The sequence below is a fragment of the Rhizobium sp. AN73 genome (genome assembly GCF_030757975.1).
GTDB lineage: Bacteria > Pseudomonadota > Alphaproteobacteria > Rhizobiales > Rhizobiaceae > Agrobacterium > Agrobacterium arsenijevicii.
Genome location: NZ_JARWME010000002.1, coordinates 2,265,381 through 2,284,400, shown reverse-complemented (window position 1 = coordinate 2,284,400; position 19,020 = coordinate 2,265,381). Strand labels below are relative to the sequence as shown.

The 19,020-nt window shown below is 59.2% G+C and carries 16 protein-coding genes and 1 pseudogene; 11 read left to right on the top strand and 6 right to left on the bottom strand.

What is annotated here, in order from left to right:
* Positions 1-9 precede the first annotated feature (9 nt).
* From RBH10_RS21155 to RBH10_RS21140, 4 genes are all read left to right on the top strand, one after another.
* Positions 10-1,110 carry a sn-glycerol-3-phosphate import ATP-binding protein UgpC gene (locus RBH10_RS21155; protein WP_281038015.1) on the top strand — a complete coding sequence of 367 codons (1,101 nt, stop codon included), beginning with the start codon at positions 10-12 and terminating at the stop codon, positions 1,108-1,110.
* Positions 1,111-1,220: 110 nt separating this feature from the next.
* Positions 1,221-1,733 carry a cupin domain-containing protein gene (locus RBH10_RS21150; RefSeq protein ID WP_281038016.1) on the top strand — a complete coding sequence of 171 codons (513 nt, stop codon included), beginning with the start codon at positions 1,221-1,223 and terminating at the stop codon, positions 1,731-1,733.
* 244 nt (positions 1,734-1,977) lie between these two features.
* Entirely contained in the window at positions 1,978-2,937 is a 960-nt protein-coding gene (gene gshB / locus RBH10_RS21145) for a glutathione synthase (protein ID WP_281038017.1), read from the top strand.
* A 185-nt stretch (positions 2,938-3,122) separates the two neighbouring features.
* The gene (locus RBH10_RS21140; RefSeq protein ID WP_281038018.1) at positions 3,123-4,655 is read left to right on the top strand and encodes a YifB family Mg chelatase-like AAA ATPase; all 1,533 of its coding nucleotides are present in this window, start codon (positions 3,123-3,125) and stop codon (positions 4,653-4,655) included.
* Between the two features lie 117 nt (positions 4,656-4,772).
* On the opposite strand, the gene cysK is transcribed toward RBH10_RS21140, so the two are convergent.
* The 3 genes from cysK to dut form a co-directional block, all read right to left on the bottom strand.
* On the bottom strand, positions 4,773-5,741 hold the full coding sequence (gene cysK, locus RBH10_RS21135; RefSeq protein ID WP_281038019.1) for a cysteine synthase A: 969 nt from the start codon (positions 5,739-5,741) through the stop codon (positions 4,773-4,775).
* Between the two features lie 155 nt (positions 5,742-5,896).
* Positions 5,897-6,514 (bottom strand): LysE family translocator, encoded by a 618-nt coding sequence (locus RBH10_RS21130; protein WP_281038020.1) that lies wholly within the window; start codon positions 6,512-6,514, stop codon positions 5,897-5,899.
* Between the two features lie 78 nt (positions 6,515-6,592).
* Complete coding sequence (gene dut / locus RBH10_RS21125) at positions 6,593-7,063, bottom strand: dUTP diphosphatase (RefSeq protein WP_281038021.1); 471 nt, start codon at positions 7,061-7,063, stop codon at positions 6,593-6,595.
* Between the two features lie 90 nt (positions 7,064-7,153).
* Between dut and RBH10_RS21120 the strand changes: the two are divergent.
* The 3 genes and pseudogenes from RBH10_RS21120 (at position 7,154) to RBH10_RS21110 (ending at position 10,471) form a co-directional block, all read left to right on the top strand.
* Positions 7,154-8,736, top strand: a pseudogene (locus RBH10_RS21120) (peptide chain release factor 3).
* A gap of 173 nt (positions 8,737-8,909) precedes the next feature.
* Complete coding sequence (gene coaBC, locus RBH10_RS21115) at positions 8,910-10,115, top strand: bifunctional phosphopantothenoylcysteine decarboxylase/phosphopantothenate--cysteine ligase CoaBC (RefSeq protein ID WP_281038022.1); 1,206 nt, start codon at positions 8,910-8,912, stop codon at positions 10,113-10,115.
* Complete coding sequence (locus tag RBH10_RS21110) at positions 10,112-10,471, top strand: MmcQ/YjbR family DNA-binding protein (RefSeq protein WP_281038023.1); 360 nt, start codon at positions 10,112-10,114, stop codon at positions 10,469-10,471. The genes coaBC and RBH10_RS21110 overlap by 4 nt, the downstream gene beginning before the upstream one ends.
* A gap of 15 nt (positions 10,472-10,486) precedes the next feature.
* On the opposite strand, the gene RBH10_RS21105 is transcribed toward RBH10_RS21110, so the two are convergent.
* From RBH10_RS21105 to ubiE, 3 genes are all read right to left on the bottom strand, one after another.
* Positions 10,487-11,401, bottom strand: a complete 915-nt coding sequence (locus tag RBH10_RS21105) for a sterol desaturase family protein (RefSeq protein ID WP_045015261.1) — start codon at positions 11,399-11,401, stop codon at positions 10,487-10,489.
* 476 nt (positions 11,402-11,877) lie between these two features.
* Positions 11,878-13,452, bottom strand: a complete 1,575-nt coding sequence (ubiB, locus tag RBH10_RS21100) for a 2-polyprenylphenol 6-hydroxylase (RefSeq protein ID WP_281038024.1) — start codon at positions 13,450-13,452, stop codon at positions 11,878-11,880.
* Positions 13,453-13,488: 36 nt separating this feature from the next.
* Positions 13,489-14,265: a bifunctional demethylmenaquinone methyltransferase/2-methoxy-6-polyprenyl-1,4-benzoquinol methylase UbiE gene (gene ubiE / locus RBH10_RS21095; RefSeq protein ID WP_045015259.1), complete on the bottom strand. Its 777-nt coding sequence runs from the start codon at positions 14,263-14,265 to the stop codon at positions 13,489-13,491.
* A gap of 143 nt (positions 14,266-14,408) precedes the next feature.
* Between ubiE and mutM the strand changes: the two genes are divergently transcribed.
* The 4 genes from mutM to dnaA all read left to right on the top strand — a co-directional run bounded on the left by mutM (position 14,409) and on the right by dnaA (position 18,927).
* Positions 14,409-15,311, top strand: coding sequence for a bifunctional DNA-formamidopyrimidine glycosylase/DNA-(apurinic or apyrimidinic site) lyase (mutM, locus tag RBH10_RS21090; protein WP_281038025.1), 903 nt, complete (start codon positions 14,409-14,411; stop codon positions 15,309-15,311).
* Between the two features lie 48 nt (positions 15,312-15,359).
* Positions 15,360-16,133 carry an enoyl-CoA hydratase gene (locus RBH10_RS21085; RefSeq protein WP_281038026.1) on the top strand — a complete coding sequence of 258 codons (774 nt, stop codon included), beginning with the start codon at positions 15,360-15,362 and terminating at the stop codon, positions 16,131-16,133.
* A gap of 193 nt (positions 16,134-16,326) precedes the next feature.
* Positions 16,327-16,593 (top strand): 30S ribosomal protein S20, encoded by a 267-nt coding sequence (gene rpsT, locus RBH10_RS21080; RefSeq protein WP_003493474.1) that lies wholly within the window; start codon positions 16,327-16,329, stop codon positions 16,591-16,593.
* Between the two features lie 870 nt (positions 16,594-17,463).
* On the top strand, positions 17,464-18,927 hold the full coding sequence (dnaA, locus tag RBH10_RS21075) for a chromosomal replication initiator protein DnaA (protein WP_281038027.1): 1,464 nt from the start codon (positions 17,464-17,466) through the stop codon (positions 18,925-18,927).
* Positions 18,928-19,020: the final 93 nt, after the last annotated feature.

Below are 19,020 nucleotides of genomic sequence, written 5' to 3'. Positions count from 1 at the left end.
GAGACCGAAATGGCCGCGATAGAAATCAGTCAGGTCTGCAAGGATTATCATGGCGGCGTACGCGCCGTGCATCACGTCGATATCGACATCAAGGACGGCGAGTTCATCGTTCTCGTCGGCCCCTCCGGCTGCGGCAAGTCCACGCTTCTGCGCATGGTCGCCGGCCTTGAGGATATTTCCGAAGGCACGGTGAAGATCGGCGATCGGGTGGTCAACGAGGCCGATCCGGCCGACCGGGATATCGCCATGGTGTTCCAGAACTATGCGCTTTATCCCCATATGTCGGTGCGGCAGAACCTGGAATACGGGCTGAAAAACCGCAAGACACCGAAGGCGGAAATCGATGCGCGCGTAGCCGAGGCTGCCCGCATGCTGCAACTCGAACCCTATCTGGACCGCAGGCCGCGCGCCCTTTCCGGCGGTCAGCGCCAGCGTGTTGCCATGGGTCGCGCCATCGTGCGCAAACCGGCGGCCTTCCTGTTCGACGAGCCTTTGTCCAACCTTGATGCCAAGCTGCGTGTTTCCATGCGCGGCGAGATCAAGCGTCTGCAAAAGCGCCTCGGTACCACCTCGATCTACGTCACTCACGATCAGTTGGAAGCGATGACGCTGGCCGACCGTCTGGTGGTACTGAACGGCGGCCGCATCGAACAGATCGGTGCGCCGCTTGAGGTCTATCACACCCCGGCCTCGACCTTTGTCGCGAGCTTCATCGGTTCTCCCGCGATGAACCTGCTGAACGGCGAGTTGCACGGGGATGCTCTCGCCATCGGGCCGTCGCTGATCGCGCTCAACGGTTTTGCCCCCACATCCGGTCCGGTTACGGTCGGCATGCGGGCGGAAGATTTCCGTCTGGCGGCCGCAGGTGAGCAGAGCTTTGCGCTGCGCGTCGACTATGTCGAGGAACTCGGTTCGCAGCGTCTCATCCACGGTATGATCGGCGACCAGAACCTGACCGTGGCGTTTTCGCCGGAGATCGAGATTCCGGCTACCCTGTTGGTCGCCATATCCCCGGACAAGCTGCACTTCTTCTCCAGCGAAACCGGCAAGCGCATTGCCGGGAAAGCGGAGCAGACCATGGTGCAATCCGCGCAGCTGGCAACGGCCTGAGTGAACGATAAGAAATCGGCGCGATGACTAAAATTGCGCCGATTGTCAAAACCGCTTCGTTACGATCCCGATGATAGAAGACCTCCAATAATTCACGGGGGTTTTCTAATATGCCTTTCAAGATGATGTTCGCGGCGGCTGCGACCATGGCGATCCGCACGGTGCCGATATTGCCGGCCTCTTTGCGCCGGGCAAAAAATGAGGGCGTCGTCAGCGCCTCCTGCACGGATTTGCGGCTTCAGCCGGCCCCCATCAACCCGGACTGGATCCTTTCCGGTGATCCTCAGGCGCGCGCGGCGGATCATTCCAGAAGCGGCGACCGCGCCTCCAGCACCGCCATGTGGGATTGCACGGCGGGCGAGTTCCGCTGGTTCTTCGGCTGGGATGAAACCGTCTATATCCTCGAGGGTGAGGTACATGTGACGGCGGAAGACGGTTCGGTCAGCATTCTGCGGGTCGGCGATGTAGCTTATTTTCGCGCGGGAACATGGGCCACCTGGCGCGTGGACGATTATGTCCGCAAGGTCGCTTTCATGCGCCGCCCATTCCCCACGGCGCTGGCTCTGGCCTACCGGGTCAAGAACAAGCTGTTTGCCGGTCGTTCCTACAAGCTGGCGGCCTGAGCCGGTAAAACTTTCCAGCAGACGGAGCCTGCCCGGCTCCGTCGGTGGAATTGTGAAGGTTCAATAAAACTCACAAAAAGCACCCCTCGCAGCAGTTGCGTTTGAATTGTCGCTGCCCTACACCTTCAGGGTTTTCTGAAGCATTTCCGGGGTCTCTTCCGGTCCTGCCGGGAATCGCGAAAAGACGAGGCAATGGGCATGGCGGACCAGCGAAGCGTCCACATGCTGCAAGAGGAACATGCGCATGGCGAAGATCAAGAACGTCGCGATCCAGATGGATCATGTCTCCGGCATCAACATCGCCGGTGACTCCACTTTCGCCATGAGCCTTGAGGCGCAGGCGCGCGGATACCGGCTGTTCCATTATACGCCCGAACGCCTCTCCATGCGCGATGGCAAGATCTACGCCACCGTCGAACAGATGGAACTGCGCGACATCAAGGGCGACCATTTCTCGCTGTCGGAACCGGAGCGTGTTGATCTTTCGACCATGGATGTCATCCATCTGCGTCAGGACCCGCCGTTCGACATGGCCTACATCACCTCGACCCACCTGCTGGAGCGCATTCATCCCAAGACGCTGGTGGTCAACGATCCCGCCTGGGTTCGCAACTCGCCGGAAAAGATTTTCGTCACCGAATTCGCCGATCTGATGCCGAAGACGCTGATCACCAAGGACGTGGCTGAGATCACTCGGTTCCGCAATGAAATGGGCGATATCATCCTCAAGCCGCTTTATGGCAATGGCGGTGCTGGCGTTTTCCATTCGACGCGTGACGACCGCAATTTCTCCTCGCTGCTGGAAATGTTCGGCCAGATGTTCCGCGAGCCTTACATCGCCCAGGAATATCTGCCGGATGTCCGCAAGGGCGACAAACGTATCCTGCTGGTGGATGGCGAGCCCGTGGGCGCGATCAACCGCGTGCCAGCGGAAAACGATGCCCGCTCCAACATGCATGCCGGCGGCCGGCCGGAACCGACGGAACTGACGGCGCGCGAGAAGGAAATCTGCCGCCGCATCGGTCCCGCCCTGCGCGAGCGCGGTTTCCTGTTCGTCGGTATCGATGTGATCGGCGATTACCTTACGGAAATCAACGTCACCTCGCCGACCGGCATTCGCGAAGTGCAGAAGTTCGGTGGTGCCGATGTCGCTAGCCTGTTGTGGGACGCGATCGAGAAAAAACGCGAAGCACAGGATTTCTGAGGCAATTTCCTCGCTGTCTCCGTTTGTTCCGCGTGCACAACTCTATACAACTAAAATACACCATGTGCGCGAAATTGTTCGCCAAATGTTCTTGTTTTATTCTTTGTACTGTGGCAGGTTACTTGCGGGTGGCCGCTATTAGAGCGTGATGCTTTGATCGTAAGGCCGGTTTGCGGGGGCAGGCCATGGTGGCACGGGTCAATACGGTTGCATTTCAGGGAATAGAGGGTGTGCCGGTCGAGGTACAGGTCATGGTCGCGCCCGGAAAGATCGGCATCCAGATCGTCGGCCTACCGGACAAGGCTGTGGCCGAAAGCCGGGAGCGGGTGCAGGCCGCCCTGCACGCCTCGGGTCTGGCGTTGCCACCAAAAAAAGTCACCGTCAATCTGGCGCCCGCCGATTTGCCGAAGGAAGGATCGCATTTCGATCTTCCGATTGCCCTTGGCCTCATGGCTGCCTTGGGAGCCATACCGGCGGAGGCGCTGGGGCAATATGTGGTTCTCGGCGAACTCAATCTCGATGGTACCATCGGTACGGTTTCGGGCGCCTTGCCTGCAGCCATCGGCGCCAATGCGCTCGGCAAGGGTTTGATCTGCCCGGCCGATAGCGGGCCGGAGGCGGCGTGGGCAGGCGCCGGCATCGATATTCTCGCCCCGCGCAGCCTCATTGCGCTCGCCAATCATTTCCGCGGCACCCAGCTTCTCTCCCGCCCCACGCCTGCCATCCGGGCCAATCCGGTGAATTTACCGGATCTGGCCGATATCAAGGGGCAAGAGACGGCCCGGCGCGCGCTGGAAGTGGCAGCGGCCGGCGGCCATAATCTGCTGATGGTGGGTCCACCCGGCTCGGGCAAATCCATGCTTGCGGCACGCCTGCCGTCAATCCTGCCACCGCTCGAGGCGGCGGAATTGCTGGAAGTCTCCATGGTCCATTCCATCGCCGGTCAATTGTCCGGTGGCAAACTGTCGGACCGCAGACCGTTCCGCACGCCGCACCATTCCGCCACCATGGCCGCATTGATCGGCGGAGGATTGCGCGCCAAGCCGGGCGAGGCCTCGCTTGCCCATCATGGCGTTCTTTTTCTGGATGAGTTCCCGGAATTTGCACCGCAGGTGCTGGATGCGCTGCGCCAGCCGCTGGAAACGGGCGAATGTATCATCGCCCGTGCCAATCACCGGGTCACCTATCCTGCGCAAATCCAGCTTGTGGCCGCAATGAACCCTTGCCGATGTGGCAGGGCAGGGGAGCCGGGTTTCACCTGCGCCAGAGGCTCGCGTTGCATGGCTGACTATCAGGCCCGCATTTCCGGCCCGCTGATGGACCGCATCGATATCCGCATCGACGTTCCCGCCGTCTCCGCTGCTGATCTCATCCGCCCCATGACGGCCGAACCGAGCGCAACGGTTGCTGCCCGTGTCGCCCGTGCCCGCCTTGCCCAGCAGGAGCGCTACGCGGCGGCGGGTTTTTCCGGCATCCGTACCAATGCCCGGTGCACAACGACGTTGATCGAAAAATATGCCGAGCCGGATGCGTCCGGGCTGCAATTGCTGCGCGACGCGGCCGAACGGCTGAAATTTTCCGCTCGCGGTTACCATCGCATCCTCAAGGTTGCCCGTACACTCGCGGATCTGGATGGTAAACAGACTGTCGGGCGTATCCATATGGCGGAAGCCATTTCTTACCGTATCGCCGGCGAAAGGCTGACGGCGGCGGCGTAAGAGGCTTTTCTCCGCCCCTTGCCGGTTAAAGCAGTTGTGCCGCCGGCGGGTGGCGGGCGGCACAACAGGATGTTCGGCGGTTAGGGGCGCGGTAGCACCGCGCTCGAATAGCTTGGTTTAAAGCCCAAGCCCTTCGAAAAGCGCTGTCGAAAGATAACGTTCCGCGAAGGAAGGAATGATGACGACGATATTCTTGCCGGCATTTTCTTCCCGCGCGCCGACCTTGATCGCCGCTGCCAGTGCAGCACCTGAGGAGATGCCGACGGGCACACCTTCAAGCTTCGCCACCAGACGGGCGATTTCGAAAGCATCGTCATTGGTGACGGTGACGATCTCGTCATAGATTCCGGTATCGAGGATCGCGGGCGCAAAACCGGCGCCGATGCCCTGGATCTTGTGCGGGCCGGGGTTGCCGCCGGAAAGCACGGGGCTGTCGGCGGGTTCGACCGCAATAACCTTCACTTCCGGCTTGCGGGATTTCAGCACCTGGCCCGTGCCGGTGATCGTGCCGCCGGTGCCGATGCCCGAGACGAAAATATCAACCGTGCCATCGGTATCGTTCCAGATTTCTTCCGCTGTCGTCTTGCGGTGAATGTCCGGGTTTGCGGGGTTTTCGAATTGCTGGGGAATAACGGCGTCGGGCAGGGTTTCGGCCAGTTCCTGCGCCTTGGCGATTGCGCCCTTCATACCCTTCGGGCCTTCGGTCAGCACCAGTTCCGCGCCCAGCAGCGCTAGCATTTTCCGGCGTTCGACCGACATGGTTTCCGGCATGGTCAGGATCAGCTTGTAGCCCTTGGCGGCAGCGGCAAAGGCGAGTGCGATGCCGGTGTTGCCGGAGGTCGGCTCAACCAGCGTCGTTTTGCCGGGAGTGATCTTGCCCTGCGCTTCCAGCGCTTCGATCATGGCGACGCCGATACGGTCCTTCACGGAGGCGATGGGGTTGAAAAACTCCAGCTTGGCGAGAAGGTTGGCCTTCACGCCCTTTTCCCTCGCCAGCTTGTCCAGCCGCACGATCGGCGTATCGCCGATTGTTTCGGTGATGGAGGAATAGACGCGTCCGCGTCCGGGCTTTCTGGCTTCGGGCATGATGTTCTCCTGTATGAAGGCCACAGAATATGGGCCGCAAGATTTCAGCGGCAGAATAGGAGCAATAGTCTTGTCAGACCAGCGAACGTTCGTCCTAATATCCCCCGATTACCGGAAAAAATTCACGATAAATCAGGTGAATGCACGAAATCGTTTCAGGTGCTGCGGATCGCGATCATGGTCGCTGTTCCGGCCAGAATTCCCGCCGCCGTGCGGTTGAGGATCGTCAGCGCGCTTGGCCGTTTCAGCAGGTTGCGCGCCTTGGCGGCAAGCAGAATGTAAGGCAGGAGAACGGCCATCAAAACGGCGAAGGTGATCGCCAGAAGTGTCGCATATTCCGACGGGCCGATCATGCGGATGTCGATCAGCGTTGGCACCAGCGCCACATAGAACAGCATGGTTTTCGGATTGCCGAGCGTGATCAGCAGGCCGGACAGGAAAGACATGGGCATGCTGGTGCTTTTTTTGGCCTTCAGGTCCTGCGGCAAAAGGCCGGCGGTCCACAGCTTCCAGGCAATATAGAGAAGATAGGCCGCGCCCGCGAATTTCAGGACCATGAAGGCCTCCTGAAAGGTCTGAGCCACGAAAGCGAGGCCCAGTATCACGCCGGTCAGGTAGATCATGTCGCCCAGCACCAGCCCGAGACCCATGACGAAGGTTTCCCGAAAGCCCGATCCCAGCGCCCGCGCCACGATCGCCGTCATGCCGGGGCCGGGAATGGCGGCGGCAATGAAGAGTGCGGTGGCATAAGCAAGAAGGGTCGTCAGCGTCACGGTCATTTCTCCCTGAAATTCGCCAGATCCATAGCGAAAATCAGGTGTAAAAACAATCGGCCATAAAGGTTGGGTTGGTCAGAGCCCCGTCGAACCGAAACCGCCCGTACCGCGCGCCGTCTCGGATGTTTCCGACACTTCGCTGACAACGACCTGCGTCACGGGCGCGATTACCATCTGCGCGATGCGCATACCGCGTTCAATGATGAAATCGTCCTGCCCCAGATTGGCGAGAATGACCTTCACTTCGCCACGATAATCGCTGTCCACTGTGCCGGGGGAGTTGAGGCAGGTGATGCCGTTCTTGATGGCGAGGCCGGAGCGGGGGCGGATCTGCGCCTCGTACCCTTGTGGAACCTCGAAAACGAAGCCGGTCGGTACCAGTGCGCGCTCGCCGGGTCGCAAGGTCAGCGGTTCACCGGCCGGCACTGCGGCGCGCAGGTCCATGCCGGCGGCGCCACGGGTTTCGTAGGATGGCAATTCGAGGTCAACGCCATTGGCGAGACGGACGAGCCGGAGAAGGGGTCTGTTGTCGTTTTGAACGGTCATGCGGCATTAGTTTGCCGAGATCGCGGCAAGGTCAATTGCAAATGCGGGCCTGAAACGCTAGATACCCCGCAATTCCACAGGATTTGTCAGATGGCCGAAACACTTGCCGAGGCGGTCTCCCGCCGCCGCACCTTTGCTATTATCGCGCACCCGGACGCGGGTAAGACTACGCTTACGGAAAAACTGCTGCTGTTCGGCGGAGCGATCCAGCTTGCCGGTGAGGTGAAGGCGAAGAAGGATCGCATCCAGACCCGTTCGGACTGGATGAAGATCGAGCGCGAGCGTGGCATTTCGGTCGTTACCTCGGTGATGACCTTCGAATATAACGATCGTGTCTTCAACATCCTCGATACGCCGGGCCACGAAGACTTTGCTGACGACACCTACCGCACCCTGACGGCGGTGGATGCGGCGATCATGGTCATCGATGCCGCCAAGGGTATCGAGCCGCGCACGCTGAAGCTCTTCGAAGTCTGCCGCATGCGCGATATTCCGATCATTACCTTCATCAACAAGATGGACCGTGAAAGCCGCGATCCCTTCGAGATTCTGGATGAGGTCGAGGAAAAACTGGCTCTCGATACCGCGCCGATCACCTGGCCGGTCGGTCGGGCGAAAAGCTTCTGTGGCGCTTACAACCTTGCTGAAAACACCTTTCGTGGCAACGACACGCAGGTGGACGGCTTGAAGGTCAACGGCCCCCAGGCGGTTGCCGATCGTTTGCCGGAAAACGAACGCAAGGTCTTTGTCGAGGAAACCGAACTAGCGCTCGAAGCCTGCCGTCCCTTCGACCGTCAGGCGTTCCTGGAAGGTCACATGACGCCGGTGTTCTTCGGTTCGGCGCTGCGCAATTTCGGTGTGCGCGACCTCATCAATGCGCTCGGCGATTTTGCCCCACCGCCGCGTGATCAGGTGGCGGATACCCGCACCGTGCATGCGGACGAAGACAAGATGACGGCCTTCGTCTTCAAGATTCAGGCCAATATGGACCCCAACCACCGCGACCGCATCGCCTTTGCCCGCATCTGCTCCGGCAAGCTGGAGCGCGGTATGAAGGCACGACTGGCACGCACCGGCAAGCTGATGGGACTCACCGCGCCGCAATTCTTTTCGCCTCGCAGCGCCAGCTGGCCGATACGGCCTTTGCGGGCGATGTGGTCGGCATTCCCAACCACGGCACGTTGCGCATCGGCGATACGCTGACCGAAGGTGAAAACCTCGTATTCCAGGGCGTGCCGAACTTCTCGCCGGAAATTCTGCGTCGCGTGCGTCTGGAAGACGCCATGAAGGCGAAGAAGTTGAAGGAAGCTTTGCAGCAGATGGCGGAAGAGGGCGTCGTGCAGCTCTTTTCGCCGGAAGACGGCTCGCCCGCCATCGTCGGCGTCGTCGGCGCGCTGCAGCTCGATGTCTTGAAGGAGCGGCTGATGGGCGAATACGGCCTGCCGGTCTCCTTCGAAATGTCGCGCTTTTCCGTCTGCCGCTGGATTTCCTCCGATCAGCCGGCGGAAATGGACAAGTTCCTCAACGTCAAACGCGGCGATATCGCCCGCGATCTGGATGGCGATCCGGTGTTTCTGGCGCAGGACGCTTTCTCGCTGCGTTATGAATCCGAACGGTTTCCGGCGATCAAGATGGTCGCGATCAAGGAATATCACGTCGCCAAGGCGGCGTGATATCAGCCGGATTGCACTTTGAATGCCAAGGGCCTGGAGCAGTTCCAGGAAAAGTGCGTAGCGGTTTTCCGTCCGGAAGTGCGGAAAAACAAAGAGATAGAGCATTGAAGGTGATTACGTTTTTACCTGAAATGCTCTAGTTTCCCCCTGAAACGGGAAACTGGTCCGGCATCATGACGCTTTCAGGCAAACATATTCTCCTCATCATCTCCGGCGGCATCGCGGCCTATAAGAGCCTTGATCTCATCCGCCGCCTGAAAGAGCGCGGCGCGAAGGTGACGCCGGTCATGACGAAAGGCGCGCAGGAATTCGTCACTCCGCTTGCCGTCGGCGTGCTGTCCGCCACCCATGTTTTCACCGAGCTTTTTTCAAGGCAGGACGAGCAGGATGTCGGCCATATCCGGCTCGCGCGCGATTGTGACCTTGTGCTTGTTGCGCCTGCCACCGCCGATCTGATGGCGAAGATGGCGCATGGTCTGGCCGATGATCTCGCTTCCACGATCCTTCTGGCGACGGACCGCAAGGTGCTGGTCGCGCCTGCCATGAACCCGAAAATGTGGTCTGCCAAGCCGACGGTGCGAAATGTTGAAGCGCTGAAAAAAGATAGCGTGTTTTTTATCGGCCCCATGGCGGGCGAGATGGCGGAGAGGGGCGAGGCGGGTCTTGGCCGCATGGCGGAGACGTTACAGATCGTCGAGGCCGTGGAGGCACTGCTGGATGGCGGGCCGAAGCCCCTGAAGGGCAGAACGGCGATCGTCACCTCTGGCCCCACGCATGAGCCGATCGATCCGGTGCGTTATATCGCCAACCGCTCCTCCGGCAAGCAGGGTCACGCCATCGCGGCGGCGCTGGCAGAGCTGGGGGCAGAGGTCACTCTGGTCTCCGGTCCCGTCACCATTGCCGATCCGGCAGGTATCACGACAGTTCACGTAGAGCGTGCCGAAGAGATGCGCGATGCGGTGATCGCAAGGCTGCCGGCGGACATCGCCGTCATGGTCGCGGCCGTCGCCGACTGGCGAGTGACAGGTGCGTCGGAGCAGAAGATCAAGAAGCAGCCGGGCGATGCGCCGCCTGCGCTACAACTGACGGAAAATCCGGATATTCTCAAAACCGTCGGTCACCATGAAAAGCGTCCGAAGCTGGTGGTGGGTTTTGCCGCCGAAACGCAGGATGTGGAGAAAAACGGTCGGGCCAAGCTGGAACGCAAGGGTGCGGATTATATCGTCGCTAATGATGTTTCGGCTGAGACTGGCATCATGGGCGGAGACCGCAACAGCGTGAAGATCATTTCGGTAGAGGGTGTCGAGGCCTGGCCGGATCTGGACAAGGCGGAAGTCGCCAAACGTCTGGCGGCTCTCATCGCGGAGAAACTGGTATGAGCCTGTTCGATCGCAAGACCTTCGACAAGGTGCTCGGCGGATGGCCCGGCGTGCGTTTTGTCGATCAGTGGGATTCTCACGTCGCCAAGGTGGGTGACAAGGTCTTTTCTGTGCTTGGCGAGCGGGAGGATTGGCGGCTTGTGGTGAAATGTTCGGAGGAAAGCTTCGAAATCCTCACCTCGCTGGAAGGTATCGGTCAGGCACCTTATTTCGCCAAGCGCAAATGGATATCGATTTCCGATCACTCACCGCTGGAGCAGGAGGAGCTGGAGCATTACGTGCGCCGCTCCTATGAACTCGTTGCGGCTGGGCTAACAAAAAAGCTGCGGGCGGAACTGGGAATTCCGACCGCCTAACGGTCGCATCGCGCCTCAATTGTCTTTCGTGCTGCGCCCGATGATCTGGCGAACGCCTTCCTTGGTGAAGGGCTGGAAAAGCTGTGGCAGAAAGCCCTTTGCAATTTCCCCCTTGATACCGATGTTGACCGAAGAAGGGCGATTGGGATTGAAATAGCTGCCGAACAATTGGTCGAACACGACGAGGTTCTCACCATAATTGGTGTTTCCCTCGGGAAGCTCTTTCGAATGGTGCCATCGGTGCAGCCGCGGCGTGCTGAACACGTAGTCTAGCGGCCCGGTTTTCATGTCAACATTGCAATGGGTCAGAATGCCGATGAAGGCGGTGACGGCTGCCAGCCACCAGAAAACCGGCAAAGGCGCACCCATGAGGTAAAGCGGAATCTGGCTGAGCGCGATCTTGAACAGCGAGTCGGCCACATGAAAACGACCGGTATTGACTACCCACAGGCGAACAACGCTGTGATGAAGCGCATGGAAACGCCAGAAGAACACCGTTTCATGCGCGATGCGATGCGCCCAGTAGAGACCGAACTCAGCGATCGTCACGGCGAGCAAGACCTGAACAGCCATCGGCAAGTCCGAAGGCCACAGGTCGAATTTCATGGCCGCCAGAGGCTGCAACACGCTCGCGGTCAGCATCGGAAAGATAACCGAGGCCAGGGCGGCAAGCTGAACAAGGCCCTTGGTCAGGAGCGTATGGCCGAGACTGGTTACCGTTTCGCCATCAGGCTGAAGCCATTGCTCCTCATAGGGTATGTAACGTTCGAGAAGAAACAGGGCAAACACCGCGCTCGCATAGACCGCGAGGAACGCCCCCACTGGATGGTCGCTCGTAAAGGCAAAATAGGCCCCGGCGAGGCCTAAAAAAAACACCATGGGCCATGACGAGTAGGAAAGGGCCCGTTTTACTGCTTCATTCGTTGACATGAATCTCAATTCCCGTCCGGCAACTATCTAACTTTCAACCAGCGGCGCAACTCTTCGCAGGTTCGCGGTTGTCCGTCGCTTATGCGGCCATCCGTACAGGGATCGGCTTGAAGGGGACGCATTGGTCGATAATATTCCCATTCTCTCCGATTATGCCTGTCAGCGCGTCGCAAATCCCGTTTCAGCTCGCTACAGCTGCGTGGCTTTCCATCATTTACCCTGCCGTCTGTACAGGGATCGTAGCCCATGTGTTCCGCCATCGCTCCCGGCGCCAGGACCGGCTGAATACAAAAAAGGAGTGCACCAACCAGAAATGGGAGCAATCGCATGGGTCACCTGTTTTAACTAAAAGATCAGGTTATTATCCTTCAGTAAATTGCATGAGCATGACATGGATCTGTCCCCTTGGCTGGGCAGGCGGTATCGGCATGGTAATGTCCGACCGTGACATTGGTCACAGCCGGATAAAATATGGCTCAGCTTATCCTGATCGCGATATAGAGAAGCGTCAGCGCAATCACCCAGAGCGCCGCGCGTCCCCATTTGGTATGGCGCGCTTCCGCCTTGCCGATGGCTTCCGCCGTCTGCGCGTCGAAACGCAGGCCGTTCTCGCTCATATACCTCAGATCGGCATGCAGCTTTTCCGTCTTGGCGGCGATCTCGGGTGCTGCCTCGGCAAGCTTGAGGGCCGCCTTCACGCCGTCCTTCAGATCGGTGACGATGCGTTTCGGGCCGAGATTATCCCTTATCCAGCCGCTGACAACCGGATCGGCCGCCTTCCACATGTTGAAACGCGGATTGAGCATGCGCGACACGCCTTCCACCACCACCATGGTCTTTTGCAGCATCACCAGTTCCGGGCGCGTTTCCATGTCGAAGAGTTCGGTCACTTCGAACAGCAGCGTCAGCAGCTTGCCCATGGAGATCGTCTCGGCCGGCTGGCCGTGGATCGGCTCGCCAATGGCGCGGATCGCCTGGGCGAAGCTGGCCTTGTCGTGGTGGCCCGGCACGTAACCGGCCTCGAAATGCACTTCCGCCACCCGCATGTAGTCGCGGGTGATGAAGCCATAGAGGATTTCAGCGAGGAACCGTCGCTCCTTTTTGCCCAGCCGTCCGGCAATGCCCATATCCACGGCGACGATCATGCCCTGCGCATCGACGAAGAGATTGCCGGGATGCATGTCCGCGTGGAAGAAGCCGTCGCGCAGCGTGTGCCGCAGGAAGGACTGGATCAGGGTGTCGGCCAGCGTGTTCAGGTCGTGACCGGCAGCCTTCAGCCCCTCAATGTCAGACATCTTGACGCCGTCGATCCACTCCATGGTGACGACATCGCGGCCGGTGCGTTCCCAGTCGACCTCCGGAACGCGGAAGCCCGGATCGTCCTTGGTATTTTCTGCAAGTTCGGAAAGGGCGGCGGCCTCGAGCCGCAGATCCATCTCGATCTTGGTCGTCTGTTCCAGCGTGCGCGTGACTTCCACCGGACGCAGGCGGCGGGCGGAGCGAACGAAACGCTGTTGCAGGTCGGCGATCAGATACATCGCCTCCAGATCATTCTGGAAACGCTGGCGAACGCCGGGGCGGATGACCTTGACGGCCACCTTGCGCGTCCCTTTCGGCGTATCCACCAATGCCGGATGAACCTGCGCGATGGAGGCGGCGGCAATCGGATCGCCGAATTCCTTGTAGAGGTCCGAAACCGACCGTCCGAGCGAACCTTCGATATTGGCTTTCGCTGCCTGAGCCGGGAAAAACGCCATGCGGTCCTGAAGACTTGCGAGATCGTCGGCGAAGTCGGCGCCCACCACATCCGGGCGGGTGGCCAGGAACTGTCCCATCTTCACATAGGACGGCCCAAGCCGTTCCACGGCCGTGGCCAGCCGGTCGCTACGCTGCGCCCGCTTGGCCTTGCTGCGGGCGAAGGGCTTCAGCAGCGCCTTCAGCACTTGCGCGGAGGCAGGCAGGTCGTCGGATGGCAAGGCCAGCACGACGCCTTCGCGCACGAGAACCCAGCCAACTCTTGCGAGGCGGAAATATGCGCCCAAAGTGCTCATGCTTATGCTTGTCTCCTGCTTTTGCCGGCCATGGTCTTAAAGCTTCCAGCCGGAATGCAGGGCGGCGATACCGCCGGTGTAATTGGTGTAGGTAACGCGGGAAAAGCCGGCGGTACGGATCATCGTCGCGAAATCCTCCTGATTGGGGAACTTGCGGATCGACTCGACCAGATATTGATAGGGCTCGGCATCACCGGTGATCATCTTGCCGAATTGCGGAATGGCGTTGAACGACCATGCATCATAGACACGGTCGAGCAGCGGCATTTCGACCTCGGAAAACTCCAGCACCAGCAGCCGCCCGCCGCGCTTCAGCACGCGATGGGCTTCTTTCAGCGCGACATCGATGCGCGGCACGTTGCGAATGCCGAAGGCGATCGTATAGGCATCAAAGGTGTTTGCCTCGAAGGGCAGCTCCTCCGCATTGGCCTCCACGAAGGTCAGATTGTCGGAAAGCTTTCTTTTTGCCGCGCGCTCCTCGCCAACGGCAAGCATGGAGCCGTTAATGTCGAGAACGGTGGCGTGCGCCAGACGGTTGGAGGCTTCCACGATGCGGAAGGCGACATCGCCGGTACCGCCCGCAACGTCCAGCACCTTATAAGAGGCATCCTTGCGCGGCGAAAGCGAGGACACCATGGCGTCCTTCCAGAGCCGGTGCAGGCCGGCCGACATCACATCGTTCATAATGTCGTAGCGCTTGGCCACCTTGTGGAAGACGTCGTTGACCAGTCCCTGCTTTTTGCCTTCGTCCACCTTGTGGAAGCCATAGGACGTTTCCATGCCGCCTTGGGCAGTGGTACGGGCGTCGGTCATCGTCTGTCTCCATATTAATTGCGTGGCGGACCATAGCGGAAACGCCATGGCGACGCTATCTGTTGCCGCATCGCCTGGGCGCGACATTTCGCGTGCATTGTATAGACCACATGGTCCTAACGATAAACTGCCGGATAAGCCAGATGCCAGAATTGCCAGAAGTCGAAACTGTCAGACGCGGCCTCGCACCCGCCATGGAAGGGGCAAGCATCCGCAAGCTCCATCTTGCCCGTCCCGATTTGCGCTTCCCTTTTCCTGAAGATTTCGCGGCGCTGATCGAGGGCAAGAAGATCATATCGCTCGGACGCCGGGCGAAGTATCTTTTGATCGAGCTGGAGGACGGGCTGACGATCATTGCCCATCTTGGAATGTCCGGTTCGTTCCGTATCGAGGCGGCGGCGGATGAGGCCGGGAATAACAACGCGCCCGGCGCGTTTCATTATGCCCGCTCGAAGGACGGCAAGCACGATCATGTCGTCTTCCATCTGGATAAGGGAGAAGAGCGCGTCTGCGTTATCTATAATGACCCGCGCCGCTTCGGCTTCATGCATCTGGTGGAACGCAACAAGCTCGACCTTTATCCCGCTTTCGCGGAGCTTGGACCGGAGCCAACAGGCAATGCCTTGAGCGCGGATTATCTGGCGAGCCGGTTCCAGGGCAAAAGCCAGCCTTTGAAAAGCACGCTGCTGGATCAGAAGGTGATTGCCGGCCTCGGCAACATCTATGTCTGCGAGGCGCTGTGGCGCGCCCACCTCTCGCCCTTGCGGGCGGCAGGAACGCTGGTGACCAAAACCGGCGAGCCAACATCACAGCTCATCGATCTGACGGAGAAGATCCGGGCGGTGATCGCGGACGCGATCGCCGCAGGCGGCTCCTCCCTGCGTGACCATATACAGACGGACGGGACACTCGGTTATTTCCAGCATTCCTTTTCGGTCTACGATCAGGAGGGCCAGCCTTGCCGGACACCCGGCTGCGGGGGTACGGTTGAAAGGGTGGTGCAGGCTGGCCGTTCCACCTTTTATTGCGCCGCCTGCCAGACGTAACGGAGCCGGGAATAATGGAGCCGGAAATAATGGAGAAGGGAGACTGCCGTGGACTATGAAACGATACTGGTCGAGAAACGCGACGAGGTGGGTGTCATCACGCTCAACCGCCCCAAGGCGCTCAACGCTCTCAATTCGGTGCTTCTGAAAGAGCTGCGGCACATTCTCTCCTCGTTCTCCGCCGACGATTCCATTGGCGCGATCATTATAACGGGTTCGGAAAAGGCATTTGCCGCCGGTGCCGACATCAAGGAAATGCAGGGGCTGGATTTTGTCGATGCCTATGTCGGCGATTTTCTCGGCGGCTGGGACGAGGTCGCGTCGACCCGCAAGCCCATCATCGCCGCAGTCTCCGGCTTTGCGCTTGGCGGCGGGTGTGAGCTGGCAATGATGTGCGATTTCATCATCGCTTCGGAAACGGCGAAATTCGGCCAGCCGGAAATCACGCTCGGCGTCATTCCCGGCATGGGTGGCTCGCAGCGGCTGACGAGGGCAGTGGGCAAGGCGAAGGCCATGGACATGGTTCTGACCGGCCGCATGATGGATGCGGCGGAAGCAGAGCGCGCCGGTCTCGTTTCGCGTGTCGTGCCCGCGGCAAATCTCATGGATGAGGCGGTGGATGCCGCCACGCGCATTGCCTCACTGTCGCGCGCTTCCGTTCTCATGGCCAAGGAAAGCGTCAACCGCTCCTTCGAGGTGTCCCTGGCGGAAGGGCTGAGATATGAAAGGCGATCCTTTCAGTCGCTCTTTGCAACGGCGGATCAGAAGGAGGGCATGGCGGCCTTCGTTGAAAAGCGTAAACCCGCTTTCCGGAATCGCTAAGGATCGGAATATCGGCGTTTTCCGCCATTTGCGCGTTGACGGGCGTACGCTTTAGCGGTATATGCCCGCCCACGGTTAAGGAAAGCCATCCGGCTTGTCCGAAATTACTCCCGCATTCTTGGGTTAAGTGAGGTCTTCGAACGACCCGATCCTCTGGTTGCGGAATTTGGTTTGAATTCGAAGAGAGGCATACATGGCCAATACAACTTCGGCGAAAAAGGCGACCCGCAAGATCGCTCGCCGTACCGCAGTCAACAAGGCTCGCCGTTCGCGCGTTCGCGGCTTCATCCGCAAGGTCGAGGAAGCTATTGCTTCGGGCGATCTGGCAGTAGCCACCGAAGCTCTGAAGGCAGCTCAGCCTGAGATCCAGCGCGCCGCTACCCGTGGCGTTCTGCATGGCAACACGGCATCCCGTAAGGTGTCGCGTCTTGCCCAGCGCGTTAAGGCTCTTTCCGCCTAATCCGGCTAATCACAATTAACTATTCAAAAAGCCTGGTCTTTTGACCGGGCTTTTTGTGATTCTAACCACCCGTTAATCATTCCTGCCGTAACGTGACAAACGCGTGTCAGATGGACGACAGGAAAAACTAAATAAAAACAATGGATTGCTGGAGGTCTCCCTAAAAATGGGAAGCTTTCTCTACGGAAGTCGGGGCCAGTTTTGAGTCAAGAAGTTTTTTATTTTTTTGCCAAAACGGGCTCTCGAAAAATGCCAAAATTGAATCTCATTGATTCATAAGCGATTCTGCTTCGGACCTTGCCGGTGATGCAAAACGACCATTGCGAGTCAATGGTCGATCTGAGTTTTTGCAGAAAAAACGCCATTGATCTCTCCCCACGATCCTGCCTAAATGCATTTCAACAAGGGGTGCGGATCTCAGTCCACAGATTATCTCGATGATCGCATCGACGATATTCACCTTCTTGCTGGCGGGTCTTTCGGGGTCCGTTTTCTCAGGTCATTGAGCTTTTTGTGCCGTTTCGGTCTCGGAACGGGCGGGAGCTTTTTGTTCTCAAGAATGCGCCTTACAGTTGTAGCGAAAGGAGCGTTTTTAGCGTGTCGCAGGCCTCTCCATGAAGGGGAGGGAAATGGGATAACCGGCTCGCAAACAAGTAGTAGCCTTTGACGTTCTTTCGAGGGGAGCGCTGGAGGCGGGAATAATACGAGGGGGATCTCTGGCGATCGGTTTTTGATCGTCAGGCTATGATTGGCAATTTGAAAGGCGGCAATATGCAATTGAATTTGGCGATGGGTGCGGTGGCCGATGGGGACCGCGCACCAAAGGCTCGTGATGCAGCTTGCTCAGAAGCGGCAGGGGACAAATCGGCAATGAAGCACGATGCGCTGTTTGAACGTTTTAGCGCGCGGCTTAAGGCACAGGTTGGTCCCGAGGTCTATGCAAGCTGGTTTGCACGGCTCAAACTCCACACCGTTTCGAAGAGCGTCGTCCGTTTTACCGTTCCGACGACCTTTCTGAAATCCTGGATCAACAACCGTTACATGGATCTGATCACCAGCCTCGTCCAAAGCGAGGACCCGGATGTGCTGAAGGTGGAAATTCTCGTCCGCTCGGCCAGCCGCCCGGTCCGTCCCGCGCAGGTCGAGGAACGGGTGCAGCCCGTACAGGACATGGGCGCTGTTGCGCGCAACAAGTCCTTCATACCGTCGCAGCCCGCGACAGCGCCTTCCGCACAGCCTGCGGCGGCGCAGGCGACCCTGCGGCAGGGTGGCTCCGGGCCGCTGTTCGGCTCGCCGCTTGATACACGTTTCACCTTCGACACCTTTGTTGAAGGCTCGTCCAACCGTGTAGCACTTGCAGCGGCAAAAACGATCGCTGAAGCGGGTGCCGGCGCGGTGCGCTTCAATCCGCTGTTCATCCATGCGGGTGTCGGCCTTGGCAAGACTCACCTTCTTCAGGCCATTGCCAACGCCGCCATCGACAGCCCGCGCAACCCGCGTGTGGTCTATCTGACGGCTGAATATTTCATGTGGCGTTTTGCGACCGCAATCCGCGACAATGATGCGCTGACGCTGAAGGATACCCTGCGCAATATCGACCTTCTCGTCATCGACGACATGCAGTTCCTGCAGGGCAAGATGATCCAGCACGAATTCTGTCATCTGCTGAACATGCTGCTCGACAGTGCCAAGCAGGTGGTAGTGGCGGCTGACCGTGCGCCCTGGGAGCTGGAATCGCTTGATCCGCGCGTCCGTTCGCGTCTTCAGGGCGGCATGGCCATCGAGATCGAAGGTCCCGATTACGACATGCGCTACGAAATGCTCAACCGTCGCATGGGCTCTGCGCGTCAGGACGATCCGTCTTTCGAGATTTCGGATGAAATCCTGACCCACGTGGCCAAAAGCGTGACGGCGAGCGGACGCGAGCTTGAAGGTGCCTTCAACCAGCTGATGTTCCGGCGCTCTTTCGAGCCGAACCTTTCGGTTGACCGTGTCGATGAGCTGCTGTCGCACCTCGTTGGCAGCGGTGAGGCCAAGCGCGTGCGCATCGAGGATATTCAGCGCATTGTTGCCAGACACTATAATGTGTCGCGGCAGGAGCTGGTTTCCAACCGCCGCACCCGCGTCATCGTCAAGCCGCGCCAGATCGCCATGTATCTTGCCAAGATGCTGACGCCGCGCTCCTTTCCGGAGATCGGTCGCCGTTTCGGCGGTCGCGACCACACCACTGTTCTTCACGCGGTGCGCAAGATCGAGGACCTGATTTCCGGCGACACCAAGCTCGGCCACGAGGTTGAGTTGCTGAAGCGCCTGATCAACGAAAACAACGCTTGAGACGGAGCGGCCTTCGGGCCGCTTCAGTCCGCTGACAACCCTTTGCCCATATGCGAGGTCATCTTCGGGGTTGTCCCGGGGATTCAATCTTGT